The organism is Rhodothermales bacterium, assembly GCA_034439735.1.
Classification (GTDB): domain Bacteria; phylum Bacteroidota; class Rhodothermia; order Rhodothermales; family JAHQVL01; genus JAWKNW01.
In genome coordinates this window covers 1-16,182 of sequence record JAWXAX010000285.1, presented here as the reverse complement: position 1 = coordinate 16,182, position 16,182 = coordinate 1, and the positions used below count along the sequence as shown (strand labels likewise).

Annotated in this window: 11 protein-coding genes; 9 read left to right on the top strand and 2 right to left on the bottom strand. The window is 62.5% G+C overall.

Translation table 11 applies throughout. The annotated features are described in order from the left end of the window. Positions 1-201 precede the first annotated feature (201 nt). A complete protein-coding gene (locus SH809_19805) occupies positions 202-981 on the bottom strand; it encodes a lysophospholipid acyltransferase family protein (GenBank protein ID MDZ4701965.1) in 780 nt (259 codons plus the stop codon). A 9-nt stretch (positions 982-990) separates the two neighbouring features. After that, the gene (locus SH809_19800; GenBank protein ID MDZ4701964.1) at positions 991-4,221 is read right to left on the bottom strand and encodes an ATP-binding protein; all 3,231 of its coding nucleotides are present in this window, start codon (positions 4,219-4,221) and stop codon (positions 991-993) included. 1,028 nt (positions 4,222-5,249) lie between these two features. Here SH809_19800 and SH809_19795 point away from each other — a divergent pair. From SH809_19795 to SH809_19755, 9 genes are all read left to right on the top strand, one after another. Then, positions 5,250-5,435, top strand: coding sequence for a hypothetical protein (locus SH809_19795; GenBank protein ID MDZ4701963.1), 186 nt, complete (start codon positions 5,250-5,252; stop codon positions 5,433-5,435). Positions 5,436-5,502: 67 nt separating this feature from the next. Beyond that, positions 5,503-5,688 carry a hypothetical protein gene (locus SH809_19790; GenBank protein MDZ4701962.1) on the top strand — a complete coding sequence of 62 codons (186 nt, stop codon included), beginning with the start codon at positions 5,503-5,505 and terminating at the stop codon, positions 5,686-5,688. 190 nt (positions 5,689-5,878) lie between these two features. Continuing rightward, on the top strand, positions 5,879-6,199 hold the full coding sequence (locus SH809_19785) for a hypothetical protein (protein MDZ4701961.1): 321 nt from the start codon (positions 5,879-5,881) through the stop codon (positions 6,197-6,199). 251 nt (positions 6,200-6,450) lie between these two features. Next, positions 6,451-7,611 (top strand): FecR domain-containing protein, encoded by a 1,161-nt coding sequence (locus SH809_19780; protein MDZ4701960.1) that lies wholly within the window; start codon positions 6,451-6,453, stop codon positions 7,609-7,611. Between the two features lie 196 nt (positions 7,612-7,807). Beyond that, entirely contained in the window at positions 7,808-10,468 is a 2,661-nt protein-coding gene (locus SH809_19775) for a TonB-dependent receptor (protein MDZ4701959.1), read from the top strand. After that, on the top strand, positions 10,468-11,418 hold the full coding sequence (locus tag SH809_19770; protein ID MDZ4701958.1) for a hypothetical protein: 951 nt from the start codon (positions 10,468-10,470) through the stop codon (positions 11,416-11,418). Before SH809_19775 ends, SH809_19770 begins: the two co-directional genes overlap by 1 nt. Beyond that, entirely contained in the window at positions 11,415-12,125 is a 711-nt protein-coding gene (locus SH809_19765) for a RecX family transcriptional regulator (protein MDZ4701957.1), read from the top strand. The genes SH809_19770 and SH809_19765 overlap by 4 nt, the downstream gene beginning before the upstream one ends. 124 nt (positions 12,126-12,249) lie before the next feature. Further along, positions 12,250-13,404, top strand: coding sequence for an AI-2E family transporter (locus SH809_19760; protein ID MDZ4701956.1), 1,155 nt, complete (start codon positions 12,250-12,252; stop codon positions 13,402-13,404). Then, positions 13,404-16,182, top strand: a 2,779-nt coding sequence (locus SH809_19755) for a PP2C family protein-serine/threonine phosphatase (protein ID MDZ4701955.1), incomplete at its 3' end; no start/stop codon positions are given. The genes SH809_19760 and SH809_19755, both read left to right, overlap by 1 nt.

The following is a 16,182-nucleotide window of genomic DNA, read 5'->3' as shown; positions in this document are numbered from 1 at the left end:
TCGGCCTGCCGCGTCTGCGCCTGGATGGCGAACAGCATGATGAGAATGCCGGCAAGCAGCCCCACCAGCACCAGGCCGATGCCCGCGAGCAGGTGTATGCCGTTTGTTTTTTTGTCGTCGGCCATGCGTATTCCGGGAAATATAGATAACGAAGTGGTGATCCGCCTCAGACGGACCGGGCGCGCCGGCGCACGAGACCGGTCATCCCGGGGGGCCGGCCTCAACACGCCATCCGCCCAGCGCCTCGACAGCCTCTTGCGCAAGCTGCGCGAGCTCTTTCCGATCGCGATCGCGGGTGTCGATCGGCGTACCTATATGGAGTTCGATAACTATGCGCCGAGCCTTTAGAAGTTGCCTCGCGTGTTTGAACATCGTGGTCTCCCCCGTCCAAGTCAATACCTGGCGCAGGAATGCCGGCTCCGAACGGCCGTTGACGGACACACCCTTGAGGCAGAGCGGCAACACGGCCGCGTCCTCCAACCCGGCTACGGCGGCAAACGAGCCCGTTTTAAAGGGGCGGACCCCCTCGTTGTAGCCGGTGGTGCCTTCGGGAAAAACAAGTACGTCTACGTGATCGGTGAGTCGGTTCTGCACGCGTTCAACGAGCAAACCGGTTTGCATCTTCCGCTCTCGCTCCACAAAGATAACGCCAACAAGCCGGGTAACCCAGCCAATATAGGGCCAGTGCTCGACTTCGGCTTTCGACACAAACGTGACCGGCAATACGGACGCGATGGCGACGGTATCGAGCAACCCCACATGATTACAGACGGCCAGCATCCCCTGCCGGGTGGGCGGATCCCCGATAAGGCGCACCTCGGTGTGTAATGCCCGACAGATGGCGCGGCAGCCTACCTGTTGTTTGAGCGCCCGATACCGGGCGCGCTCAGCCGGCGGTTTACCGGGCAGCGTGGCGATCAGATGCAGGCAATGCGCCGTGGTTGAAACGATAGCCCGAAAGAGCCGCCAGAAAGGACGCATGGAATGCCGTTAAGAGGGTGGATGAGGGGTAGTCGATGCCCCCGCCGGCCGCGGGTCGCCGAGTGCGCCGGCAACGGGTAAAATGATCGTGAAGGTACTGCCGGCGCCGCGGACACTGTGCACGTGAAGGGCTCCGCCCATCAACTCGACCAGCTGAGCCGTAATCGCCAGACCCAGTCCGCTCCCTTCGGGCTGGCCTTCCTCCCGCGGCTCCTGTTTGAACTCGCTGAACAGATGGGGCATAAAGGCCTCGGATATGCCCACTCCGGTATCCCGAACGTGGACGATCGCTTCGCCGGCGACGCCCTGCTCGATCGAGATCTCTACTTCCCCGCGCTCGGTAAACTTGATCGCGTTACCTACCAGGTTGTACAGGATCCGTTCAAAACAATGCGTGTCCAGCATGGCGTATATCGGCGTATCCGGGCGATCAACATACATCCGGATCCCTTTATTCTTTGCCAGCTGGGACATCATATCCACAATTTCCTCCGATTTCTCGCATACGTCGAGCCGCTCCAACCGCACCTCCAACATCCCCGCCCGGAGTTTTGTCAGATCGAGCAGCGAGTTGATCGTTCGGAGCAACCGTTTCCCGTTTTCGTCGATCAACTCCAGATATTCGAGCGGCCCATCGGGCATTTCCTCCTTCAATACGTCGGTAAAGCCCAGGATGGCCGTGAGCGGGGTGCGCAACTCATGCGAGGCGTTCGCGAGGAACTCGTCTTTTAATACATTGGCCTGCCGCAAGGTCTCGTTGGCGGCGCGGAGCTGCGTATTTGCCTCGTTGAGCCGCTGGATGACGATGCGTTCGCGCTCCAACTCCTTTAACTGCTGACGTGCGCGGCGGTGCCGCACGAACTGAACGACCGGGGTGACCAGGATGATGGCGTATAACATCCACGCCCAGATATTCCAGGACCACGTGGGGAGAATCCGCAGGGCAATGGCGGACTCGCGGGTGTAGAGGTGAGAACGGGTCTGGGCCTGTACCAGGAAGCGATAGTCTCCGGCCGGCAAATTACGATAGGTCGAGCGAGTGTCAGGCGTCCAGTCGGACCACCGACTATCGAAGTTTTCCAGCTTCACCTTGTAGAGGACATTCCCGGGCGCCGAGTATTCAGGGAGGACATAATCGAATGTCAGATCGTTCGTACGGCTGCCGACGATCAAATCCGGCAGACCGGACACGCCTGTGTCGGTCCGGCTGGTCAACATCGAATCGGTGGCGGCCACGGTCACCCCCCGAATCATCGGATTAAAATAGACCGTTCGGTCCACGCCGGTATCCAGGCGATCCACATACCGGTACAGGTTCTGACCGCACGAGATCCACAACGTGTTGTGCTCATCCCGGTAGATAGACACCGTAGATTCCCAGCGTGGCATCTCGATATGTTCGAAGGTGCGTCGCGCGTAGGTGCCACCGGCGGTTTTCTGTGCGTAGACCAGGCGATCCTGGTAAACCAACCACACCATGTCGCCGATTTCAGCCAGCGTAACAAGCGAGTCGTTTGCCATGGAGGGGTCCGCCAGCTGGACGTCCGGCACGAAGCGATCGGCGCCGTCCGGCCCGGGTTCGTGTCTGTAGAGGCCCCTGCGCGGCAGAAAACGCATGGCGCCTTCCACGGCGGCGAGCACCACCTCCCCTTCCCACGGAATGTCTTCCGAGGCTAGTTGGCGCACGTCGCCGGCCGTATCTTCGGACCCATCAAACGCGATGCGCCAGAGCCCCCAACCCTCGTTGCCGCGCGTGGCGGCCCAGAGCGTCCCATCTGCTTCTTCGACCAGCGAGTGGACGGGGTCCACGATCGAAGCAGCGACCGGAGCCACGCGCCACGCAGCCCCGCGTTTCTCGAGCCGGACGATACCCTGGTTGGTGCCAACATACAGGCGATCCGCGTACCGCGCCGAGGGCACTACCCGTCGAACGTTTTTGATGGGTTTATCCAGGGAGATGAGTGAAAAATCATCGTTTACCAGACGCATCACGCCCCACTCGGTGCCGGCGAACAGCTCGCCCTGAAAGATAGCCAGCGACCAGGCCGTGAGCGCATCGGGGTTCATCGGCTCGAAGGCGTTGGGATTAAAGACCGCCTTGCGGTCGAGCTCCCGCTCTTTGAGCCGAAAAATGCCGGCGCCCGTGGCCACATAGAAGCGGTCGCCGAACCGCACCATGTCGTGCATCGTCTTCAGGCCGTGTGCCTCCCCAAAGGCCGTCATCGCGACCGGGGCATTAAGCCGCGTGATCCCATTGCTGTTATGCGCGATCCAGAGTCCACCATTGGCGTCGAGGGACATGGCGTTGCCATCGAGCGGGACCCCGTAGTCGTGATTGAGCACCTGCACGATCGATCCGTCACTCCGGATGATGTACACACCGGCATTCAACGTGCTTAGCGCCACAAAACCGCCCGGAAGCGCCACGCCGTTGTAAAAGGTGGCACCGGCGTCCTCGAAGTGCGCATCCACCTCGATGCGAATGAGCTCCTCCTCCACCATCCGGTAAAGTTCAAGCGGGCCGTCTAAGCCGGACTGTGCGGCGACCAGCACGCCCACGGGGCCGTCGGGCACCATGGCCACCACGCGCTTCGTGGCGAACACCTCGCTGCCGGACACGGTTTGTAATTCATCGCCGACGATCTCCTGAATCCCGATCGAATCCGTCCTGATGAAATACCGATCGTGCACGGCGAACGCCGTATGCAGCCGACGCTCCGATTCCCAGGTCAAAAAGGCCCGGCCATCCCAGCGGAGAATGCGGTTGCCGGTGTGGAAGTACACCCCCCTGGACGTCTCGTGCACACCCCAGACATAGAGGAAGTTGCGCTTGTCCTCCGGCACCTGGTCCATCAAGGAGACGACCCGCATGACCCCGACAGAATCAGGGGCGAGATACCCGATCTCCCCTTTCCCACCTACATAGACGACGCCGCTATCCGACAGCGCGAGCGAAAAGGCGCCCTCCCCGTTGGGCATGCGGAGGCGCCGCCACGTGGCGCTATCGTATTCGAGAAGACCCGAGCGGTTGGCGACATAGACGATACCGCGTCGATCTTGCACCGTGGCCAGGTTCTGCGCATGGCCGGCGTACTCGGCCGGCGTGAAGCGCTGCAAATCGTACGCGTACCCGACCTGTTCGTGAAAAAGCTCGGACTGGCCCAGTGCCGTCTGAACCAGCGCCGACTGGACCAGAACCAACGCACCGAGCCACACCATACATGCGTTTACAGGCTTCATCGAAAAGGCGGAAGGAGGCAAGGAGCGCGATGAGAAGCTAGATTCACTCGTTAACGGCACGCCACAAGACATCGGCGCACCACACGGGGGGGTTCCCCCCTCGCCCGTTTGGACGCATAAACTACGCCTCAGGGCTACCAGACGCAACGAAGAGCGCCAGCGTCAGAAGTCGGCCGATCGGCCAGGTAGGAGAAAAAAACATCCGTCGCCCCGCGGAAAATTATGCAAGCTAGGGCACAACTGCCCAGAAATCTGTTTCGAGATCTTCACAGATATGTGGCGATTCTGACTTTTGCTGAATCTTATTTTAAGTATTCAATTATCCAGACCCATCACCAACCGAGTACGATCCCTCTCGTCCCGGAAGGTGAAGTGCGCGACCTGTCCCGATCAGGCGATCCTCCCTCAGGCATCACCTCGATCTATCCCCGATTCGGGCTAACCGATCCTCCGTGTGAACGCTCTAGAATACGGTCTAGGAACTACCTGGAAATCATCTAGAAAACGGCCACGCGGAATCGGATCCGCATCGTGAATAAGGTAGTTGGCGCAACGCGACCGGCAGGTGCTCGGTATTGCCCTACTGTCGTCCCATCGAACACCCGCTGCAAAGAGCTCATCTCGATTTTGCCCGGGTACACCCGCTCTGCACTGCCGAGGAGGATGGTTTTCACGGCTCAGCCGGGACTCCTCGCCATCATTAGAAATCGTGTTTTAAAACCGCCGGCTGGCGCGCTCCTCCTACCGCGTCGCCGGCCGCGAGGGTAAAGGCATGATTTCGGCCCTTCCCCACCATTGCAGACAAGGCGACCCCTGGGCCGCCCTGTCGCACGTTGCTCACAAACTTGACGTAACCGCATGGTGCGCCTACACCCCCTCTTCCCGTCGACAACAGCTCCGTGGATACACGAATTGGCTACGTCTACCCTCAAAACGCAGCCACGAACTGCCCTCCCTTTTACGCTAATAATCCGGCCGGTTCGCTCCAGTCGGGCCTGTCCATCACCAACCCAGAAATGGTAAACTCCATGAACACAACCACACGCTCCCTCCGCTCCTTCCTCGTCATCGCCAGCCTCGCCGGCGCCACCCTCCTCGCCGGCTGCAATGCCGCCTCCCTCACCGGACCCGAGCCCTCCGACGTCCAGGCCACGGGCGGCACCGGCGGTAACGGCGGCGACTCCCATGGCGAAAACGAGCCACGCAATCTGTAGTCAAACTCACGGTTCTCACACCTTCCATTTTCCCTTTACCACACGACATTATCACACAGACATCGCTATGAAATCCATCACCCTCTCCCTCCGCTCCTTCCTCGTCATCGTCAGCCTCGCTGGCGCCACCTTCCTCGCCGGCTGCAACGCCGCCTCCCTCACCGGGCCCGAGCCCTCCGACGTCCAGGCCACGGGCGGCACCGGCGGTAACGGCGGCGACTCCCATGGCGAAAACGAGCCACGCAATCTCTGAGGACCGCAGCATAGCCTGCCTTTAATTCAGCCATAAGGCGCACCGGGCAGCGAGCGTAACAAGGTCGGCCGCGTCGAGTCATCGACGCGGCCGACCTTACCTGCGTTACATTGTTTCGCAATCGAGTACGACCTTCAGGAAAACCAATGTGCCCATCGCATGTACCAGAGGCATACAGAACGGTGTCTCCATGTTCTCCCTTGCCATTCTTTACCTATCCTTCGGGCTTGTAGCGGGCTTTCCGGCCGGCGAAAACCGCAGTGCCAGGGACTCGACACACCAGGTCGCGCCAGCCCCGGCGGCACAGACCCGCGCCCTGCAGGTGGACGCCCGCACCATCGCCGTGCTGCAACTCCGTCGCAGATCGCGTGCGAAAATGCCGCCTTATCCGCGCAACCTGGATGGCCACGAAGGCTATACGCCGGCCCTCGAGGAACGGATTGTGATGATGGGGCCGGTCGTGCCGCGCCAGGAGAAGCACGCCAGCCCCGCTGCGCCTCAAAATCTGTAGGCAACCCTCCCGTTTGATACGCGCCGGGTGCTTAGTTGGGGCGCTGACCGGGGGCGGCATGCCCTCGGCGCCCGGATGCTGGCCCAAGCGTTGTGGACTCCTATTCCGGAAGAGGTACGGCATTTCCCGTTTTAATTGCCCCCGACGTGTTACTTCCCGGGGGAAGCGAGCGGCTACCGTAGCATATCGAATCGATCCGCGTTCGTCCGTACCATTGCCGACCAGAGCACCAGCCTGCGTCCCTCTTTTTCATGCGCGACGCTTACGAAGCTATCCTGAGTTACGATGAATTGACCCCTGAGGAACAGGCGTCGTTACGCAGGCAACTGGAGACCAGTCCTGAACTGGGCGAAATACTGGTGCGCTGGCAAACGCTTCAGGCGGAGGCGCGAAATAACCTGCACCGCGTCATGCCGGATCGCACGATGCTGGTGCTTTATGCACTTGATGCCGAAGGCGTCACACTGAGCGACGAAGAGGCCACCTGGCTGGAGGAAACGCGTGACGCCCTCGATGCGGCCTTTGCCGCCCACCCCGCGTTGCGGGATGTGTCCGATCAAATCCGAGCGGCAAGCCGGGAATTCAGCCGGTTGTGGGATGAAGCGCCGGCGGAGACGCCGGGCGCGCGGCGCGACCGGTCTCCAAACCGGCGCGCCCAAAACAGGTCTACCTGGAGAAAACGGGTTGTCGCCGGCGTTTTCCTGCTTGTAACCGCCGTTTCGGTTTCCGTCCTCGCCTGGCGCAGCGAGCATCTGGTAGTTGTGCACACGGACTACGGGCAGACCGAGGACGTGATTTTTGCCGATGGATCGACCATCCGCCTCCTCGGCCCTTCCCGCCTCAGCTACCGCAAGTCGGAGCGATCTGCCAGTGCGACTCGGGCCGTAACATTGCGGGGGCAGGCGTTTTTCCACGTCATTCCCGGCGATGAGGCGTTTATGGTGGAAACTCCCACGGCCCGAACAAGCGCGATTGGCACCAGCTTCAGCATCCAGGCCAGCCTCGCCCAGACGCAGGTCATCCTCGCTAGCGGTCAGGTTTCAGTTGCGTCCCGGCGGTGGAATCATCCCCCGGTCACCCTTTCCCCCGGCCAGACGAGCCGGATCCGAGGGTTGCGGCGGCCGACGCCGCCGGCCGCCGTCTCGGACATGGCCCGCACCCTGAGCTGGTCGGGCTACCTGGTGTTCCACGAAACGCCGCTACGGGAGGTAGCCCGGCACCTCAGCCAGACCTACGGCGAGACAGTCACGATCGAGCCGGCGCTCGAGAATGAACGGTTCACCGCCACGCTCGCTCCAGACAGCCTCTCAATCGATCAGGCCGTCAACCTGATCGCCATCGCTTTTAATACCCGTGCGGTGCGCAACGACCAGGCCATCCACCTCGGCGCACCCGAAAACATCCTCCCATAAGCCGTTCTCCTCTGTAACCTACCGCCTGCTCGCTCCGTCTTCCCCTACGTTCGACGGTCCGCCACCGCGCATCGACCGCACACCCGGCGCATCCGACCGCTCGCGGTATTGGAGGGCTTGAAACACGATCGCGCTAGAACCCGTCGACCTCTGGGTGGTATCTCAGGGTATTCCAACCCTCGACCGGTCGGGCTCCTTGCGTCGATTCTTCCCTCTAACTCTGGCTTTCCTTGTCGCATCCGTAGGGATGGCGCGGCCCGACTATGTTCTGGCGCAAGCCATTAGCATCGACCTTTCCCAGGCTCCGTTACGCGATGCGCTCGACTATCTGAGCCTGAAAAGCGGGGTCGACTTCGTGTATTCCGTACGCCTCATCGAGGAAAACGAGGCGACATGCCTCTATGAGGGCGACTCATTTGAAGATGCGCTGCGGTGCGTCCTGGCGGATACCGATGTCCGATCCATTGCCCTACACGCCAAGCAGTACATCCTGGCGCCCGTCGTCGAACCCGGCAATGGCGTGGTAGCCGCCGGGTTGGTGCGGCAGAACAGCCAGCTCGCCGGCCGCATCGTGGATGGTGAAACGGGCGTTTCGCTCTCGGGTGCGCATATCTACCTGGTCAGCGAACAACGCGGCGTCACCTCGCGGCCGGATGGGTCGTTCACGCTCGCCCGGTTGACCCGCGGAGCACATCGGGTGCGTATCTCGTATCTCGGGTACCAGCCCGTCGACACCACGCTGGCCACCACCGCCCGGCCGGCGGTGCTGCGCCTTCAGCCCGTCGCCCTCGAAACGGACGGCCTCACCGTCGAGGACCTATCCCCGTCCTCTCGCCGTAAACTCCCCATCCCCGGTGTGCTCGCCATCTCGATCCAGGATATCGAAGCGATGCCGGCGTTTAACGGTGAAAACGACCTCTTCAACACCCTGCAGTGGACGCCCGGGGTCCGCAAAGAGGGTGGCATCAACAACGGACTACTCGTCCGCGGCGGATCGACCGACCAGAACCTCTACCTGCTGGACGGGGCGCCCGTCTACCATCCCTGGCACGCGTTTAACCTGGTCTCCACCTTCCAATCGGACACGTTCAAAGACATCAAACTCTACCGCGGCTCGTTCCCCGCACAACACGGCGGCCGGCTCTCCTCCGTCCTCGATGCCCGACTCAAAGACGGCAGTCGGACGAAACCGCAGGCACGGGTCGCCCTGAGCGCCCTTAGCGGCCGCTTCCTATTCGAAAGCCCCCTCACCCGCCGCAGCTCGTTCATGATCTCCGGACGACGCTCGTACCTGGATAAGCTCATCGGACGCGAGCATCCGGTGGAGGACCGCAGCGGCGTCCGAGACACGCTCCGGACAGGCTACTATTTCTCGGATCTCACCGCCAAACTCGCCTACAAACCAGGCAACGAGCACCGCCTCTCGCTCACGTATTATGCCGGTAGCGACGTGCTCGACCTCCGGTTGCCGTTTGATGTCTCCCTCGACTTCTCCTCCTGGCTTCGCCCCGCCGACCTGTACTTTGAACTGGACCACTCCTGGGGCAACAGGCTCTTCTCGCTGCAACACACCTATGTCATCTCGCGGCGGATGCTGCTCACCTCGACCGCCTACCGGACCAGCTACAACGCCACCGAAGGCGCCCTCATCCGGCCCACCAGCAGCGCCATCGTAGACTCCTATTACCATGTCCGCGTCCGCGATCTCGGCATCAAGCTCGACGGCGACTTTTTCGCCAACGACGCGCATCACTTTCAATTCGGCTTTCAGGCCATCGAACACGCGTTCGACAGCCAGATCGACGCACGGGTGCAACGCACGCCCACCACCATAGACATCACTGCGGATACCAGCCATCTCAACGCAATGGAAATGGCGGCCTATGTCGAGGACACCTGGCGCGCCGGCCAACGGCTCACCATCCGCCCCGGCGTACGCCTGAGCCGCTTCAGCAGTCGGCCTCAGGTCTACACCAGCCCTCAAGTGAATGTCGAATATATAGCCGACCCACGCTGGATGATCGTCCGCGCCGCCGCCGGCCAACAGGTGCAGTTTATCCAGCGCCTGCGCGACCGGTACTCGCTCGTGTACGATCTCGTATCGAGCCGGTGGATCCCCACGTCGCGGTCCGTCCGGCCCTCGACCGGCTTCCAGACGTCCCTCGAAGGGGAAAGCCGGCCCTTGCCCTGGCTCACCCTCTCCGCCGAAACGTATTTCCGCCGCGCGGACCGCGTGCTCATCCCCTCCGACGCCTTCCAGACCAAAGATGAGTTGATCGGCCCGGGCATCGGGCTCGGTTCGTTGCTGGCGCAATATACCAGTGGCGAAAGCGAGGGCTACGGGATGGAGTACACCGCGCAGGTACGGCGCGGGCCCTGGCTGCTGTGGATCAACTACGCCGGCAGCCGCGCGCTCGTCCGCCCCTCGGACCCGGCCACGACCGGCTTTCGCCCCACGGACTATGACGCGCCGAGGCTCTTTCGTTCCACCATCACCCGGTTCTTTACCACCTGGAACATCACCCTCTCGACTACCGCCCGGAGCGGGTACCCCTTTACCGTGCCCGTCGCCCGTTACAGCCTCGCCGGCCCCACCGGCGAGCCGCCTACACGCTACCTATCCCGACCCGAAATCAATAACGGCCGACTGCCTCCATACGTCCGCTTCGACCTCACGATCAGCAACCGATTCACACTGATCGGCGCCCGGTGGCGGGCGCAGGTGCATGTCGTCAATCTCACCAACCGGCGGAATGTGATCGACCGGCTGTACGACCCGGCGCAGCCGATCGTAAAGCCGCGCGACTTGCGCGGGCTGCCCATCCTTCCGCTGTTCGAACTGGAGATGGAATTGTGATGCCGGACACCCCCGTTGTCGCTCGCCCCCTTCACCGCCTCGTCGCCCTCATCCTCCTGATGGCCGTCGTCGCCGGCTGCGATACCGTCGCGCCGGTGGACGATCAGGTGCTCGTGATCGAAGGGTACCTGCAGACCGGCCGGCCGCTGCCTCCCATCCTTGTCCAGCGCGGCCAACCCCTCACCGACCCCATCGACGACGACGCCTACGCCGTCGACGACGCGGAGATAACGCTGCATCTCGACGGCCGCCGGATCTCCTACGCCCCGACCGACACGCCTGGGCGCTACACGCCGGTCACCGACGAACTCGTCCCCATCGAAGCCTACACGCGCTTTCGCCTCGAGGCTACCTGGCGAGATCTCGCGGCTTCCGCTACCGGCTCCACTCCGCCCGGGATCCGGCTCGACAGCCTGTCCATCCACATCCCCAATGAGCCGGTCGATGCGATCCTGATCGACTCCCTCCGCCTCGACACGCTGGGCGTCGGCGCGCAGAAAGGGTTCCTGTACCCCGTCGAGGTGTCCCTCTGGTGGCGCGCCGAGGGCATAGCGGATAGCGCGTATTGGATCGAAACTCAGCTCCGTCCGAAGATCGCGTTTTCGTCCACGGTCATCGATTTTTTCCTGCAGCCCAACGAGATCCGGCTGGAAGATGAAATGACGCGGCTTGCAGACGGAGGCCATCGATGGACCGGCGTCTATGGGATCCCCGTGGATTCCCTAACGACGCCTTTTCCTCCGCACGCGCTGACGGTGTACCTCGTCCGCTCCTTTGAAGATTATGCCCGGTTCGCCGCCACGCGCGACGCGCCGCAGCGCCGCGAGCCTGCGTCGAACATCGAAGGCGCCTCCGGCATCTTCGCCGGTATTTCGATCGACAGCCTCACCGTAAACGTCACTGTGGACGTCACTGTAGACGTCACTGTAAACGTCAACGAGCGGCCATGAGCCTCCGGGCCTCAGATCACCCCGCGCCGGACGAGCGGCCAGAGATGGATCGTGCGCTTCGCGCCGGCACGGTGACCGCCATCGAGCCGCAAAAGAAAAACGCCACCCGCGTTTCTGTCTATCTCGACGGCGAGTTTGCCTTTGGCATTGAGGTGGATGTCTTGCTCGAATTCCCACTGTTCGCCGGCCGCGTCATCGACCAGGAGACCGCCGAAGCAATCGTCCTCGCCGATGCCCGGCTCCGCGCCCGACGATTCTCCGTGGCCTACCTCGCGCACAGGGCCCGCACGGTATTCGAAGTGCGCGATGCCCTGCGGCAGCGGGGGTTTGCCCTGGATGTCGCCGAACAGGCCGTGGATCGGCTACGCACGCTGGGGTATCTGGACGATGCCGATTACGCGCTGCGGTATGTCGAAAGCCGGGTTCGGGCCAAAGGGTACGGGCCCACGCGCATCCGTCGGGAACTGCAGCGCCGCGGCATCGACCGCACCCTTATCGACCAGGCACTCGCCCCAATCGAGGCGTCGGATTCGCCGGCGGAGCAGGCGCTGCGACAGGCCCGGATCCGGCTCCCCAAATTGCGCGGCGAGATCGACGCCCGGAAGCGTCGAAAAAAACTGAGCGACTTTCTCTTGCGGCGTGGCTTTGATTTCGATACGATTCAACACGCCGTAGAGGCGGCGCTCCGCGAAGAGCGCGACGCATAGCGCGGCAACCCGGCCTCGCCGGTGGGATCAGTTAGGGTTCCGAGAGGGTTCGATGTCGCGCGTAGGCCGTTTCAACGACGGTTGGACGCCGGCGCCACGTGCTGTACACCGTCTGATGCACCCTATGTTAGCCGATAACGGTCCAGATCCACAGGAATCGTTTCCCACGCCCGACGGATCGTCCGAGCGGGTGTCGCTGCCGCTCAGGTGGCGAAACCGGGCCACCATCACGCCGGATCGGATCTTCCGCACCGTCCTGTGGAGCTTCGCATTGGCCAGTGTAGTGCTCCTCGTGTGGACGTTCTCGGGCATCATTTTTTATCTTCTGATCGGCATGCTCGTCGCCTTCATGACGAGCCCGCTCGTCGATCGCATCCAGCATGTCGGCATCCACCGCACCTTCGCCATCCTACTGAGCTTCCTGCTGGTGTTCTCCGGCCTCAGCTTGCTGCTGACATGGCTCGTACCCTTGATGGGCAGTCAACTGGGCGAGCTGACACAACGGATTACGGCGGACACCGTGGCCGAGTGGGCGACGGCCATCGAAGTATCGATCCGGAGGTTCCTCCCGATCGTCCCGGAGGGCACCGTCCACGCCGGCTTTGCGCGAGTTGCGCAACAACTGTTCGCCGAGGCGGGCCTGGCCACGGTCATCACCTACATGGTGGACCTGTTCACCAATCTCCTGTTCGCCGTGTTGATCGTGCCGATCGTGGCCTTTTTCCTGCTGAAGGACGCCCTGCTCCTGCGCCGGCGCCTCATGCACTACGTCCCCAATCGATTCTTCGAGATCGGCCTCGGTCTGATCGAAAAAGTGCAGTCACGCATCGGGCGGTACATCAGTGGCCTGCTCATCCAGATCGTCGTCGTATCGATAACGGCTTCCATCGCCCTCGTATTTACCGATCTCGAGTACCCGCTCGTTCTGGGCATCTTTACCGGCGTCGCCAACACGATTCCATACTTCGGACCCATCGCCGGCTTCGCGGCCGGCACGTTGATGGCGCTGGGGCAAACGGGGGATTTTAGCCTTGTCCCCGGGCTGATCATCGCCATGAGCATCACTCAGTTCATCGATAACAGCTTCTACCAGCCGTTTATCTTCTCGCGCGCGGTCCGTACCCACCCGTTGGTGATTCTGTTCGTCGTGCTCATCGGCGCCCAGTTGAACGGCATCGTCGGCATGCTGTTGGCGCTGCCGATCACCACCGCCCTACTGGTCACGTTCGAACAAGTGATCTGGAGCATTAAGAACTATCGGTTGCTGAGCACCGGGTGATGGTTGCACCTCGCCCACATAGCCGGCGAACCGACGGCCTGGTGTACGCACTGGGCCTGGCCGGCTTTGTCCTCTTTTTTCTGGGGCTTCCGCGGATCGTTCCGGAGGGGGCGGCCTCGCTGACGCTCTCCAACGAAGCGATTCGCCTGGCGGCCACCCAGTTCCTGATCGATCATGGGTATGAAAGCGAAGGACTTGAGTGGGAGATCCACCCCAGAAAGGATCCCGCGTTTCTGGATACCCTGCAGAAGCTACAAGGGCGCTCCGCCGCGCTGGAGACGATCCGGGCTTCCGATGGGGTGCCGGCCTTCCACTGGTTCGTTCGCGGCTGGCTGCCCGCGGTAGCGACCGACACCGAATCCGATGCCGATGTTTCGCTCGACGACGACCCACCGCCAAGCACGAACTGGTTCGAACTGCGCTTGGACGATAGCGGCCATGTCTGGTGGTTTAACAGTTCCGTCACGGATCGTGTCTTCCAGGCGATCAACCGAACGGTGCTCTTCCGCGCCATACCGGACACCGGGCGGACGGCCGAGTTGTTCGACATGCTGGCTCGACTGCCGGACTCCACCCTGCTGGGTGCGATGGTTTTTGGCTTCAACGATTCACTAAACCGCTCGCCGGGCCCTCCCCCCGGCTTCAGACCCGACGGCGAACGGGGCCCCCGCGAAAGCGGAAATGCGCTCGTCCGAATGACCCCACTGCGACGCAATGAAGCCATACGGATTGCCAGGACACATCTGAACACGCTGATGCCCGGCGACTATCGCTTCGCCGTGGACACACTCTACACCCAAGCCGAAGGCTCCCCGCCCTTGCCCCTGCCGCGGTATATCACGCGTTCTCGGGCCATCGAGATCGCCTATGATCCCGACCGCGCCTCCTCACTGGTCGTGTTCACAGGAACAGACCCGAACTCGAACCTGCCCGTCCAGGCCGAGATGTTGATCACGGCCGGCGGCCTCCTCCTGCGTGCCGAAATCCTGTACGAAGCGGGCCGACCCCCATCGAACCGACGCGAACGGGGGTTTACGCTGAATATCACCCTGGACCTGGTGGCGGCGATCCTCGCCTCCGTACTCGCCATCTTTGTCGTGGTGCTGTTTTTCCGCCGGCTCAGTGCACGCCTGATCGATGTAAAATCAGCGCTCCAGGACGCCCTCATGGGCGGGATCTTCCTCGCCATGATCGTCGCCCTCACGATGGGGCATGACTTACTCGACGAGGAGGAATGGAGCTGGTCGCTCCTCCTCGTATGGGCACTCCCAACCCTCTTATCCGGGTCGATTGGCGGTTTCATCACCTTCATCGTGTCGAGCGCTACCGATTCCATTGCCCGAATGACGTGGCCGCAGAAGATGCAGGCGCTGACCTACACCCGCAACTTCAACTATTACAACGTAACGACAGGCATCGCCCTGGTTCGCGGGCTGGCCGTGGGCGGCGTGTTGCTGGGGACCCTCGTCGGCCTCCTCATGGTCCTGCACGATGCACCCGTGTTGATCGAGGGGGACGAAGCCGGCTTCCTCGGTGAATTTAGCCTGTCGGCCGCCGGCTTCTTCATCGGTGTCCGGGGATGGACCACGCAGTTGCTGCTCCTGGTGCTGCTCCTGGGCATCGGGCCAGAACTCGCGCGCCGGCTCCCGTCCATGCGCCTGAGCTTCGGCGCGATGGTCGGCTTGCTCACCCTCCTGAATCCAAGCCCTGTCTCGCTTTTTCCTGAGGCCCTGACAATGCTCGTATCCGCCGCCATCGCGGTGATTGTGATCGGCGCGTTCTGGCGGTACGACTTTATCGTGTGTTTCATCGCTCTGCTGGTATCCGGGTTGTTGTGGGACACAGCCCCTGGATGGCTGCCCGAGGGGGCGCCGGACCTGGCCGAGGCCGTGGTTGTCTGGGCGTTTGTCGGCGGCATCTTCCTCCTGGGCCTGGTGGGCCTCGTGAGCGGACGCACCGCGCCGGCCGAAACGCTGTACCTGCCGGCCTATCTCCAGGAAATCGCCCAGCAAGAGCGGCTCCGGGGCGAGCTCGAAACCGCCCATCGCGTACAGGCCTCCTTCCTGCCCTCCGAGATGCCCAACATGCCGGGCGTCGACATCGCGGCGTTGTGCCTGCCGGCTCAGGAAGTGGGGGGAGATTATTACGACTTCATCCGGATCGACGACCGCCGCCTCGCGATTGTCGTGGGCGACGTGAGCGGGAAAGGGATCCAGGCCGCATTTTTCATGACGCTCACGAAAGGCTTCCTGCGCGCGCTCTGCCGCGAGGTGCTTTCGCCGGCTGCCGTGCTGAGCCGCGTGAATGCGCTCTTCTTCGAAAACGCCCCCCGTGGGATGTTCATCTCGATGATCTACGGGATCCTGGACACCCGGGACGGCACCTTCACGTTCGTCCGCGCCGGCCACGACCCCGTCATCGCCCGCCGTATGAGCGAGCGTAAGGCCGAATTTGTGCGCCCGGGAGGTATGGCGCTCGGCCTCGCGACCGGCGCTCTGTTCGACGATGCCATCCACGAGACCACCCTGCACCTGCATGCGGGCGATATCCTCGCGTTTTATACCGACGGCTGCACCGATTCCCTCAACGCCCTCCACGAGCAGTTCGGTAGCGAACGCCTGCTGGCTACCGTCGCCGAAACACCGGACGGCACGGCCTCGGACATCCTGCGGCACATCGTCGGCCGCATTTCCACCTTCTCGGGATCCACCGGGCGGCCAGACGATCTGACGGTCGTCATTGTGCGCATCGACGGCATCGGCGCCGCGCTGCCCGCAC

Coding starts and splice junctions, on each gene's coding strand:
- SH809_19790 (MDZ4701962.1), top strand. CDS start 5,503: ATGAAATCCATCACCCTCTCCCTCCGCTCCTTCCTCGTCATCGTCAGC.
- SH809_19760 (MDZ4701956.1), top strand. CDS start 12,250: ATGTTAGCCGATAACGGTCCAGATCCACAGGAATCGTTTCCCACGCCC.
- SH809_19765 (MDZ4701957.1), top strand. CDS start 11,415: ATGAGCCTCCGGGCCTCAGATCACCCCGCGCCGGACGAGCGGCCAGAG.
- SH809_19770 (MDZ4701958.1), top strand. CDS start 10,468: ATGCCGGACACCCCCGTTGTCGCTCGCCCCCTTCACCGCCTCGTCGCC.
- SH809_19795 (MDZ4701963.1), top strand. CDS start 5,250: ATGAACACAACCACACGCTCCCTCCGCTCCTTCCTCGTCATCGCCAGC.
- SH809_19780 (MDZ4701960.1), top strand. CDS start 6,451: ATGCGCGACGCTTACGAAGCTATCCTGAGTTACGATGAATTGACCCCT.
- SH809_19805 (MDZ4701965.1), bottom strand. CDS start 981: ATGCGTCCTTTCTGGCGGCTCTTTCGGGCTATCGTTTCAACCACGGCG.
- SH809_19800 (MDZ4701964.1), bottom strand. CDS start 4,221: ATGAAGCCTGTAAACGCATGTATGGTGTGGCTCGGTGCGTTGGTTCTG.
- SH809_19785 (MDZ4701961.1), top strand. CDS start 5,879: ATGTTCTCCCTTGCCATTCTTTACCTATCCTTCGGGCTTGTAGCGGGC.